Here is an 11,589-nt window from a genome sequence, read left to right as displayed (position 1 = left end):
ATATGAAAACACTTTCACAGCAACTTCCCGATTTTTACGAATACTATGAGAATGAGACGCAATTTTACTTGCGCCAACTACAGTATCCGCAGGACTTAGCACTGTTACATAAATGGATGCATGAGCCTCATGTTATTCCACAGTGGCAGCTGAATAAGTCTGAAATGGATCTCGCGGTGTATTTTGAAAAAATGCTGGCCGATGACCATCACCGTTTGTTGATCGTTGGGGTGAATGGTCAGGATGTGGGTTATACCGAAATCTATGAAGGTAAGCGTGACCGTCTAGGACGTTATTACGATGGTGATGATTTAGACCTCGGGTGGCATTTATTGTTTGGTGAAAAGTCGGCTTTTGGCAAAGGCTACTTGCGTCCAGTAATGCGGCTATTAGGTTTCTATATTTTTGAAAATGCACCCTCCGACAAAATTGTCGGGGAGCCTGACCACACCGTTAAACCCTATGCAGCAGTGGTCGAAGAAATGTGCTATGAGGCACAGCGCTTGATCCCGATGCCTTAAAAAACGGCCATGTTGTATTACTGCTTTAAACAAAAATTCTATGAAAAATTTGGAGGGTATTTAACTGATTCAAATGCATTTATGCAAAACCATAACCCACTCAATAGGACTGAGGAACTTACATGAGCTATAGCTCAGAACATATACAAATCATGGATATGCGCTTTTCAGCGCATGTCACTGTTGCCGAATTTGAACAATGGCTCAGTCAAGTCGAACGTTTTTTCTTAAAAAAACAGCACTTTGTTTTGGTCATGCAAACCGATATCGGTACGGAATTTCCTGAGGAATACCGTCAACTGCAAGCGGTTTGGTACAAAAAATACAAACAACTTTTTTTTCAATACTGCTTGGGTTTGGTTCGAATTGCACAAGACCCAACCGACCAACAACGACTGAATACACCTTCGCTGCATGCTGCATGGCGGGTGCCTTACTACGTCACACTTGATCATTCTGATGCACTGCAATGGGCAGTGCAGAGGTGGATATGCAAAACCTAAATACACAAAGAGCAACAAGCCAAATCTCAGCTTTGAGCTTAGCCGTTGTCATTGTTTTATATCTGGCACATGCCTTGCCTTTGTATTTTTACAATGTGGCATTGCCCGCTATTTTGCGACATCAGGGAGTAGATTTACGTTGGATTGGAATGCTGTCGCTGCTTTATATTCCATGGGCGTTTAAGTTCTTATGGGCACCACTCATTGACCGACTTTATATAAAGAAGTTAGGTAAACGAAAAACATGGCTGCTCTTTACACAAGTAGCCCTAGTACTTGGGGTATTGGCCTTGGCATTTACCCAGTTCTCTTATGGGCTGGTGGTGTTTGTTGTGATTGGCTTGTGGATTTCAAGCTTTGCGGCGACTCAAGACATTGCCATAGATGGTTATACCGTAGAAACCTTTTCAGCGTCTGAATATCGTCTAGGCAGTATGGCTCAGAGTATAGGGGTCGCTTTGGGGAGTATGTTGGGTGGTGCAGCGACATTATGGCTATATCAATATTACGGTTGGGAAAGCGCATTGGTGTGTTTAGCACTCATGACCGCTTTAACGATGTTTGCTGTTTTTTATATTCAAGAAAATGCAAACGAACAGACGAATATCGCTAAACAAGCCCCAAGCTTAATCCGTGCTTTTAAACGACCAGAGATTTTATCTGCCTTGGCACTGATCTTGTGTTATCGCGTGGTTGAAGCACCTGCAATGGCGATGCTCAATCCAATGCTGATTGACCAGAAATGGACGCTTGCGCAAATTGGGGTGCTGATGTCTGTGATTGGTGCCGCTGTGGGGTTGTTGGCTGCTGTGAGTGCCGCATTTTTATTGAAAAAAATTCAGGCTACACAGTTGCTCATTTGGGCGGGGTGGTGCCGAACAGCATTGTATGGGGTGATTGGCGCAGCCATTATTTTGGGTTGGTTAAACCATTGGCATTTGCTCTTGGGGGGATTTGTCATTGTTATGCTTGCGATTCGTTATGTCGCGATGACTTCGTTATATGCCTATTTCATGCAAAGCAGTTCCAAAGAACAGGCAGGCACCGACTTCACCATCTTGGTGTGTTTTGAACTGTTGGTTTATTTCATCGGGGGAGCCGCATCGGGCTTTTTAGCCAAATCACTTGGCTATGGCAATTTTTATGTGGTGTTGGCGGTTGCGTCTGTAGTCAGTGTACTACTGAGCCAATACATCATTGCACGTCATCAAAAAACTCAACAAAAACTGTTGAATCAAGAAATTTAATAAAAGGAAAAAGAAATGAACCGTTTTATGTTACCTATGCAGTTGACTTGTTTAACACTGGCTGTATGTACACAGTTATATGCTCAAGATAACGTTGTAACAAATTCAGCAAGTCAGACGAGCAGTGTTGAGGCCCAACAAAAAGAAACCACACAACTTGCACCGATTGTAGTGACAGCAACCCGCTCTGCAAAGAGTATTGCAGACATTGCGGGCACCGTTTATAGCATCGATCAAGCTGAAATTGAAAAACAGGCCAATGCTGGCAAGAGCATTGCCGATATTTTGGGAACACTGGTTCCATCCCTTACACCGAGTAGTGGAACAACATCAAACTATGGCATGACCATGCGCGGTCGTGTGGTGCAATACATGATTGATGGTGTGCCACAAACGGGTTATCGCGATGGTTCACGCCAATTAAATAGCATTCAACCGTCTATGATTGAACGTATTGAGGTGGTTTCAGGGGCGACCAGTATTTATGGCTCTGGAGCAACAGGCGGGATTATTAATATTATTACTAAACGTGGTGGTCAAGACCCAATTAGCTTTGAAACTAAAGTTGGGGTGACGGCGGGTAATAACTTTAAATCAGATGCTATGGCTTATGAAGCATCACAAAGTGTCTTATTTAATCAAGGTGCATTGCAAGGAGCTTTCGGTGCAAGTTATACCACACGCGGTGAAATTCAGGATAGCCACGGCAACCGGATAGGACCTGAGGTTGCGCAGACTGACCGTCAAGATACGGACACATTGGACCTCAATGGTCGTTTGACGTGGAATATTTCAGATGAACAAAGTTTAAGTTTTGGTGCACAATATTTTAATGATGAACAAGACAGTGAGTATGGACCTGACTATGGTCCAAATTTAGCTTATGTAAAACGAGACCCGACCTATACAGCCAGTCTTGCAGCAGTTAAAGGCATGCAACTTGAGACTCAACCTCAAACTGAACGCTATGCGTTTAATACACAATATGAAAATCAAAATGTATTGGGTCATACCTTAAATGCCGAAGCGTATTATCGTAACGAACAGGCGCGTTGGTTTCCTTCAGCACAAGCCATGGGTGGCGGTTTATACCTCGTTTATCAATCGGAAACAGATATTGATGTGTACGGTGCGCGTGTTGCTTTGCAGAAACAGTTTGATTTAAATGGTCACAATTTGGGACTCAGCTACGGCATTGATTATGAAAATGAACAAGATGAACAAAATATTCAAATGTATGATAGTGCTGCATTTGTTGCCAGCAACGGGCTAAATTATAAACCTTTTAATTATTATGCCTTTGGACCTGATGTAGAAACAGAAAAGTTGGGTACTTTTGTGCAAACGGACTTTGATGTAACGGATCGTTTAGGTTTAAAAGCAGGGGTACGTTATGAGCGTGTAGAAAGCCAAGTAGATGAGTCGACGCCGTATATGGAAGCAATTACAGCGGACTTGCAGCCAGGCTACCAAGCCAAAACTTTAAATGGCGGTAAGGTAAAGCATGATGCGACATTATTTAATTTGGGCGCGCTTTATCACTTAACAGATGCTCAACAAATTTTTGCAAACTTTTCTCAAGGATCAAATTTACCTGATATTCAACGTATGCTTCGTGATGTACCCGCAAGTTTTACTGTGAATAGTCAAACTATTGATCCAATTAAAGTCAATAACTATGAGCTGGGCTGGCGTGTACAAGCTGCAAATGGTTTAAATGCGAGTGTGACCACTTTCTATAATGACTCAGATAAAAGTCTAAAATTTGGACGTCCCAACTACACGATTGAAGTACTAGATACCGATGAGCGCGTTTATGGTGTTGAAGGAAATCTGTCATATCGACTACAGCCAAATTGGACAGTGGGTGGAACCATGGCTTATACCCGCGGACAATTTAAAAATACCGCAGGAAAGTGGCAAGAGCTAGATGCAATCCGTGTTGCACCACTGAAAGGTACAGCATTTTCTGAGTGGCAGTTTAACAACGATATGAGCCTGCGTGTTCAAGCACTTGCTATCGGTGGTACTGATAAAGCCAAAAAAGATGCTGTAAAGTACGGTTCAACGGTTCCTGCTGAAATCAAAGGTTTCGCAACAATGGACGTCATAGCCAATGCCAAAGCAGGCCCAGGTACGGTCGGATTTGGTGTATATAACGTTTGGAATACGGACTACAAATCAGTCTATAGTCAAGCGGTGGAGTCAGTTTATGGTGCTATTTCAAGCTTACCTGCTCAAGGTCGAACCTATGGTTTGAGCTACACATTAAAATACTAATTGCACAACCAGAGGTAGCTTTCAGCTACCTCTTTGCTTTGTAATCTTGCCTTAATAAATGGTTTAAATAATAAAATGAATAGCAATAACAAAATCTTTATTGCAGGCAGCCTTGCCAATGGCGCTTGTTTTTCGATGATTTTACCTTTACTTGCGCCGTTCATTCGGCAACTGGGGTTGACTGAACTGCAAGGTGGAGCGTTGGTTTCGGCTGGTGCTTTGGTGATGGCCATCTCAGCTATTTATATTTCTAAACAAACTCAAAAATTCAGCATTTATCAATTGTTAAGTATCGGTTTTATCGGTATGGCGATCACATGGGGCTTATTTGCGGCGGTACTCAGCTATGGGCTGAGTTATGCCATTTCATTTGCTGCTTTGTTTAGTTTACTGATATTGACCCGTGCCAGTACTGGCTTTTTTATGGCGATGCCACAAATTGCGCTGCAAAGTTATGTCATGACGGTTTTTCAAAGTGAGCAGGAACGTAGTCAGAATATGGCGAAATTTGGCGCACTGAATAGTTTAGGCGTGGTGATAGGTCCTTTAGCGACGACATTATTATTGACATGGAGTATGTTGACACCGTTATGGGGCGCAGTGGCTATTTTAACGGCTATGGCGGCTTGGATTGTACTGGGCTTTCAAGGGAAGCAAGCATCACAGACACAAGAACGGGACGAAACCACAGCTAAATTACAAGACGTGTCTACAGAAAAGCTGCAATGGTCAAAGTTAGGTATTTGGTTATTGCTGGGCTTTAGCTTATATGTCGCGATTGTCACCCTGAATTTAACTGCTGGTTTTTATATCCAAGATCGATTCCATTTCGACACGTATCAGAGTGCAGTGTATTTTTCTCAGTGTTCATTGATTGTGGGGATAGCGCTCGTTTTGATGCAATTGGCGATTTCAAAATGGTTTAAATGGTCAATTAAACAATTGCTTTGGGTAGGCCTTGTGACGATGGTTTTAGGTTTATTACTTTCACTGAGTGCCAGTCAGATTTGGACTTTTCAAGCAGCCTATATTTTTTATGGTATCGCCGTGGCATGTTTAATTCCAGCTTTTACCACAGGGGCAGCCCAAACCGCACCAACCACGCTACAAACTAAAATAGCCAGTTTATGCACGGCTACGCAAGCACTGAGTTTCGTTTTTGCACCGTTGTTAAGTACAGGCTTATATCAGTGGAATCAGCATTTACCCTATTATTTTTTATTGGCATTGATGACGGGGCTGATGCTGTACTTTAGCTTTAAACACATACAAGCCAACAAGGATCTCAGTAGTGTGGCATGAGATCCTTATCCAGGATGTTTAACCAAGAAGATAAACGACAGCGTGAATTAAACTTGGGCCAAACAGAACCATGAAAATACCAGCTAAAACCATACTGAGACAGGCCGCGACACCTTCTTCTTTATGACGTCTGAAAGCGGTACTGGTACCAAAACCATGTGCGGCACTACCCAATGACGCACCTTGAGCAAATTTAGAATCCAATTTTAGAACAAGCAATACTGTGTTGGCCAAGAGTCCACCAACGATACCCGTAATCACAGTAAATAAAATCACCAGCTCGGCTGAGCCTCCGACGGCTTGTGTGACTTCCATGGCAAAAGGGGTAGAGATAGAGCGGCTCATCAAGCTGTAACTGGTCACAGCATCAAAATGGAATAAACGTGCCAAGTAAAAAGAGCTGACTACGCCAACCAACATACCCACGATAATGCCTAAAGCAATCGAAAAAGCATGCTGTTGAATGACTTTGCGATATTCATAGATCGGGATGGCAAATGCGACCGTTGCAGGGCCTAACATCCAGACTAACCATTTGCTGTAGTACATATAGTTGTCATACTGAATGTTGAAAAACACCAGACATAAAATAATCAGACAGGGAATAAAAACCGCTGGTGAGAGCAATACATATGGGTGTTTCTGATAAAACTTTTTACCCCAAAGATAGGCCAGTACCGTTCCGATAAAACAGATCAAGGCAACGAAATGAATATGCATGATCGTTCCTTAAATGTGACTTTTCAACTGATGTGACTGCTTGTGCTTTTTTTGAAACTTGGCTTCAAGCTTAAAGCCCAAGAAAACACAGTAAGCAGTACAGGTCATCACGCAAATGGTCCCAAGGACAATAGATAAAACCAGTTGCCAACCTTGGGTAAGAAAAAGATGTTTATATTTGATTAAGCCAATAATACAAGGAATAAAAAACAACAACAGTTCAGCTAAAAGTAGATCCGAACCTGACTTAATCCAGTCCAGCTTAAATACACCCGCTAACAGATAAATAAGTAAAAGCGTTAGACCCACGACCCCACCTGATATCGGTAAAGACAGGGCGACTTGTATCAGCGTTCCGAGATACCAAATCCCAATCAGCAAAGCTACTTGAAGAGTAGAACGATAAGGCAATTTGAACGGACGCATTGGAAGACCACAGGGTATAAGTTGTTGGTGTTATTTTAAGTTTGACCTGAACTTATAATTATGAATAATAAAATAATAATTATGCTCATTTGGAATAATTTTGGATTTTAAAGCGCTAAAAATATTTGTGCAGCTGGTGAAAAGTCACAGTTTTAGTCTTGCTGCGGAGGAACTATCTGTGACTCAACCCACTATTAGTAAATCTTTAAAACAGTTAGAAGACGAGATAGGGCTGCCTCTATTTCATAAAGGTGAAGCAGGGCGAAAGCGAGAAGTCAAACTGACCTATATGGGAGAACAAGTCTATTTACATGCTGTGCAGATTTTGCAGCAGGAGCAACAGATCTTTGAAGCAGCAGACCAAATTCGTGGGCTGAAACAAGGTGTGTTGAGATTGGGTTTGCCACCTTTAGGCTCAGTATTGTTGAGTTCCTTAATCGTTAAATTTCACAAATTGTATCCCAACATTGAGTTGAACTTTTTAGAAGTCGGTGCAACAGGTATTGAAGAAGCCATATTGGCCAAAAAAATTGACGTTGGGATTTTATTGGGCGAGTTAAAACCCAGTATTCAAGGTATTCAAATTATCGATTCACCGTTGTGTTTGCTTTCCAACTACGATTCACAGTGGAGAATGCGCGATGTGGTGCAGTTTGCTGAACTTAAAGAAGAGTCATTTTTACTGTATGCAGACACCTTTACTTTAAACCATGTAATTCTAGATGCGGCGATGGCGGCTGGTTTTGAACCCAAAGTATTATGCAAAAGTAGCCAGTGGGACTTTATTGCCAAAATGGTCGAGTCAGGTGTCGGTATTGCTTTATTGCCGCAAATTTATTGTGAGCAGTTAGATCGCGCAAAATTCAGTGTCAGTTTAGTGGAACAACCCAGTTTGCGGTGGAACTTAAATATGGCATGGAATTCAACCGTAGTGATGAATCCTGCAACTCGTGCATGGTTATCGATCATTGATGAATATAAAGATCAAATTCATTTTTAGAAGTTTTATCTTCAGACACGCTTTATTAAAAAATGATCACTTTGGTTACGTTCTGATTACATGAGGTTACCTTTTGGTTACAAAAAAATGTCTAAATACCAATTTATTGGTTAATAAATAAATAAAAATGTTTCATAAAATCAGAACAGAGTCTCTGTGCCCGATTTTTGTATAGTCTAAGTGCAAACATAAAAACGGAGGCTAAATGTTTAAATTTAAGAATGATATTGTGCACGGTGCGCTTTTTGACATGGATGGAACAATGTTTGATACCGAGCGTTTACGGTTTCAAACCTTGAAACAGGCGTCCAAAGAGCTAATTGGGGTCGAGTTTTCAGATGCCTACCTTATGGCATGTTTAGGCTTAAGCGCCCGAAGTGCGGAAGCCTTGGCGCAAAAGCAATATGGACAGGAAGTTCCCTATGCGGAGATTCGTAAGCGTGCAGACGAATTAGAATTAGAAACAGTGCGCCAATATGGTGTGCCGATTAAAAAAGGTTTGGTACAAGTTCTAGAACGCTTACGTAAAGCAGGATTACGTATGGCTGTGGCGACCTCTAGTCGAAGAGCGATTGCTGAAGAGTATTTAATCAATGCCAATGTTTATAAGTTTTTTGACGTCTTGGTGTGTGGTGATGAAGTTGAAAAAGGGAAACCACATCCTGAAATTTTTTTAAGTGCAGCGCAAAAACTAAATCTTGAACCAGCGCAGTGTTTCATGTTTGAAGACTCAGAAAATGGTATCCGCTCGGCACATGATGCAGGGGGTATCTGTGTACTGTTCAAAGATATTAAAGAACCCAATGCAAACATGTTGGCACATGCCAATTATTATTTTGAAAATATGTATGATTATCTAACGGAATTAGATATCTATAGCTCGCATCTGGAAATGCCTAATTTACAAGAAAGCTTTCCTCAAACTTTAAATCAACTAACTGTGGGGATTCATGGATTTGGCGCCATTGGCGGAGGCTATATTGCACAAATCCTGTCGCATTGGGATGGCTATACGCGTCCTAAAAAAATCTATGCATCTACCCGAAACAGTTTATACCGTTCAGCTGTAAACGCTTTTGGGGCGTATTGTATTCGCTATGGGCAAGTGTCTTATGATGAGCGTATTGAAAATATGCATATTATTGATGCTGAAGACTTACAGCAGATGCATGCCATGTACGTCGAGTCGAGTTTAATTGCGATTTGTTTAGCTGAAAATGCATTAGCCAGTGAAGCTGCAACCATTGCACAGGGCCTCTATGCACGCTATCTGGCGCAAGATGAGCAAGTTCAAACTCCACTGACGCTGTTAATTATCTTAAATAAAATTGGTGCCAAGCAGTTGGTTCTAGCGCAGGTACGTAAAGCATTGGTAGAATTAACAGACCATGCTGTTGCTGATTTTATTTTAGAGCAGCACTATTTCTGCGATACGGTAGTCAACCGTATGGTGTCTAAGCTGAGCGATAAAAATCTATATCGTCAACTGTGCATTAAATACAATATTTTTAAGCAATATCAACTTGATGACGAGAGTAATCAAATTGAAGTTGAAGATGTCAGTAAACTGAGTGCAGAACAAGAGCGCCGTGCCAGTGAATATGTAGAAGATTTAAGACAAAATTTTCAACCGAGTCATATTTTACAGCATATGGATTTAATCCTTTTCAATGCTGAAATGGATATGCCGATCTATGTGGAAAACAAAAGTCCCTTACTCAGTAAAATGCGTCAAATGATCTTGGTAGATCAAATTTCAGATATTCAGCTCATTAAAAACCGCTTATGGAATGGCGTACATGCCATGACTGCGTGGTATGCAAGCCTACTCGGGCATCAGACCATTGGTGTAGCGATGGGCGACCCGCGAGTACAGTACTACGTTGAAAAACTGCTTGCAGAAGTGACGCAAGGTCTGGCGCATTATTTGCCAAAACGCAAAAATGATTTAACGCGTTTAGCCCGAAGTTTTGATCAATCTTGCCAGTATGCCTATAAAGACCCATGTAGTCGGGTTGGGCGTGATCCACTGCGTAAGTTGAGTGCATTTGAACGTGTATTTTCATCGGTAGCGTATAATGTCTCGCATGGATTTTCTTTTGAAGCGCTATTAAGTGGTGCGATCTTTGGCTATTTGTATTTGATGGAAGAAGAGGAACAGCCCATAGATGTGTTGTTAGGGCATTTGAAGCAACAACTTCAACAGATGAACCTGTCAAAAGCGCACAAAAAAGCGCTGTATTATGTCATTCAAAAACGTCTCAATGAATATCAAAAAGGTGAGTTGGGAATGGAAGACTTTATGATCCCTGACCAACCTCAAAAGGCTGAAATGAGCTGTGCTTAAGTCTTCATGACATTCAGATGTCTTTGAGCCGACTAAAATGTGAAAACAACATAAGAAAAGCTGGGTAAAAAGAGCTTTTCTTATGGTCTTAAATCTTTTAACGTTAGACCTAAGAGAGACTTGGTTTTTTTACAATGAAATGGGATGAGATCGGGGAACAACCGTGTTCAATTGCACGAACGCTGTCGGTGATTGGCGATCGGTGGACGATGTTGATTTTACGAAATGCATTCTTGGGTGCACGGCGGTTTGAAAGTTTTCAACAAAACTTAGGCGTCACTCGTCATGTGCTTTCTGAGCGTTTAAAGCGTTTGGTTGAACATGATATTTTGGAGAAAAGACCCTATACAGATCGCCAAGAGCGCTTTGAATATTGTCTGACTGAAAAAGGCCTAGCTTTATACCCAGTGCTGATGTCCATGGCAACATGGGCCGATCAATGGATGGACGAGGGCTTAGGTCGTCCCGTGCAATTTATTCATAAAACCTGCGGGCATAGCATTCAGCCACATTTGGTTTGTAACGAATGTGGTGATGCCATACATGCCAAAGACATCAAAGCGATACCGACACAGGTTTATGTCGATGCTTTAGCTGCTCAATCAGACGTTAAACAAGCTTAAGTTTATAAACAGTTTGCAGGTTTTGGCACGCCTGCCAAACGACTCAGATGGCGCGCTACAAGCCCAGTATTAAACTTTTCTTGCAGTATGGCATTATTGATGTCTGCACTGACTGTTTTCATTAAAAACTTAATCAGCGGACGTGTTGCAGGTGAGTGTCCAAACTGTTGGTAAAATTGACGCACTGCCATGAGGATTTCAAAGTGCCAATCAGTCAATTCAAGCTCTAGAGATTTTGCTAGCTCTTTTGCAACCTCTTGATTCCAAATGGTGTAATCGACTAAATGACCATCTTGGTCTAATTCTAAATTCATCTAAACACTCAAAACTATTTCAAACTGATACAACGACTATGGTTTAAGCATAGCTCAGCAAACCTAGCATAGCTGATGGTTTCTAGGTTACTCGGATGGGCAGCAGCAATATTTTCAGCATCCTGCTCAAGCACAAATACACAAGCTAGCTGCTGAATAAAAGTATGCTCTATATAAAGGGCTACATCTCCCATTAAAACCACATCATCCCCTGATTGATACAGGTTTTGTAATTTACTCAGCGCTAGCTCTGTCGCGGAAAATGGAGACTGCACGAGATAAAGTGTTTTGCTCATAGCTGTCTCC

The 11,589-nt window shown here is 41.7% G+C and carries 11 protein-coding genes and 1 pseudogene; 8 read left to right on the top strand and 4 right to left on the bottom strand.

Features of this window, described 5'->3' with window-relative positions; translation table 11 throughout:
- Nucleotides 1–2: 2 nt before the first annotated feature.
- From WH214_RS13815 to WH214_RS13795, 5 genes and pseudogenes are all read left to right on the top strand, one after another.
- Nucleotides 3–518 (top strand): annotated as a pseudogene (locus tag WH214_RS13815) (GNAT family N-acetyltransferase); the annotation flags it as partial.
- A 125-nt stretch (nucleotides 519–643) separates the two neighbouring features.
- Nucleotides 644–1,024, top strand: coding sequence for a hypothetical protein (locus tag WH214_RS13810; RefSeq protein ID WP_004979960.1), 381 nt, complete (start codon nucleotides 644–646; stop codon nucleotides 1,022–1,024).
- Nucleotides 1,012–2,271, top strand: a complete 1,260-nt coding sequence (locus WH214_RS13805; protein ID WP_339422831.1) for an MFS transporter — start codon at nucleotides 1,012–1,014, stop codon at nucleotides 2,269–2,271. Before WH214_RS13810 ends, WH214_RS13805 begins: the two co-directional genes overlap by 13 nt.
- Nucleotides 2,272–2,286: 15 nt before the next feature.
- Nucleotides 2,287–4,551 carry a TonB-dependent receptor gene (locus tag WH214_RS13800; protein ID WP_339422830.1) on the top strand — a complete coding sequence of 755 codons (2,265 nt, stop codon included), beginning with the start codon at nucleotides 2,287–2,289 and terminating at the stop codon, nucleotides 4,549–4,551.
- A gap of 75 nt (nucleotides 4,552–4,626) precedes the next feature.
- Nucleotides 4,627–5,853, top strand: a complete 1,227-nt coding sequence (locus WH214_RS13795) for an MFS transporter (RefSeq protein WP_339422829.1) — start codon at nucleotides 4,627–4,629, stop codon at nucleotides 5,851–5,853.
- 18 nt (nucleotides 5,854–5,871) lie between these two features.
- On the opposite strand, the gene WH214_RS13790 is transcribed toward WH214_RS13795, so the two are convergent.
- Nucleotides 5,872–6,573 carry an LrgB family protein gene (locus tag WH214_RS13790; RefSeq protein ID WP_339422828.1) on the bottom strand — a complete coding sequence of 234 codons (702 nt, stop codon included), beginning with the start codon at nucleotides 6,571–6,573 and terminating at the stop codon, nucleotides 5,872–5,874.
- Between the two features lie 9 nt (nucleotides 6,574–6,582).
- Entirely contained in the window at nucleotides 6,583–6,999 is a 417-nt protein-coding gene (locus WH214_RS13785; RefSeq protein ID WP_339993599.1) for a CidA/LrgA family protein, read from the bottom strand.
- Between the two features lie 100 nt (nucleotides 7,000–7,099).
- On the opposite strand from WH214_RS13785, the gene WH214_RS13780 reads away from it, so the two are divergent.
- The 3 genes from WH214_RS13780 (at nucleotide 7,100) to WH214_RS13770 (ending at nucleotide 10,969) form a co-directional block, all read left to right on the top strand.
- The gene (locus tag WH214_RS13780; protein WP_339422826.1) at nucleotides 7,100–7,999 is read left to right on the top strand and encodes a LysR substrate-binding domain-containing protein; all 900 of its coding nucleotides are present in this window, start codon (nucleotides 7,100–7,102) and stop codon (nucleotides 7,997–7,999) included.
- A 205-nt stretch (nucleotides 8,000–8,204) separates the two neighbouring features.
- The gene (mtlD, locus tag WH214_RS13775) at nucleotides 8,205–10,346 is read left to right on the top strand and encodes a bifunctional mannitol-1-phosphate dehydrogenase/phosphatase (RefSeq protein WP_339422825.1); all 2,142 of its coding nucleotides are present in this window, start codon (nucleotides 8,205–8,207) and stop codon (nucleotides 10,344–10,346) included.
- A 134-nt stretch (nucleotides 10,347–10,480) separates the two neighbouring features.
- Nucleotides 10,481–10,969, top strand: a complete 489-nt coding sequence (locus WH214_RS13770; protein ID WP_058869534.1) for a winged helix-turn-helix transcriptional regulator — start codon at nucleotides 10,481–10,483, stop codon at nucleotides 10,967–10,969.
- 2 nt (nucleotides 10,970–10,971) lie between these two features.
- Here WH214_RS13770 and WH214_RS13765 read toward each other — a convergent pair whose 3' ends face one another.
- Together WH214_RS13765 and WH214_RS13760 are read right to left on the bottom strand one after the other, a co-directional pair.
- Nucleotides 10,972–11,283 carry a TusE/DsrC/DsvC family sulfur relay protein gene (locus WH214_RS13765; RefSeq protein ID WP_004979945.1) on the bottom strand — a complete coding sequence of 104 codons (312 nt, stop codon included), beginning with the start codon at nucleotides 11,281–11,283 and terminating at the stop codon, nucleotides 10,972–10,974.
- A 14-nt stretch (nucleotides 11,284–11,297) separates the two neighbouring features.
- Nucleotides 11,298–11,579, bottom strand: coding sequence for a DsrH/TusB family sulfur metabolism protein (locus WH214_RS13760; protein WP_339422824.1), 282 nt, complete (start codon nucleotides 11,577–11,579; stop codon nucleotides 11,298–11,300).
- Nucleotides 11,580–11,589 lie beyond the last annotated feature (10 nt).

The sequence above is a fragment of the Acinetobacter sp. MYb191 genome (assembly GCF_037572605.1).
Taxonomy (GTDB): domain Bacteria; phylum Pseudomonadota; class Gammaproteobacteria; order Pseudomonadales; family Moraxellaceae; genus Acinetobacter; species Acinetobacter johnsonii.
Note: the sequence above shows the minus strand (reverse complement) of the source record. Positions and strands in the feature narration are given on the sequence as shown.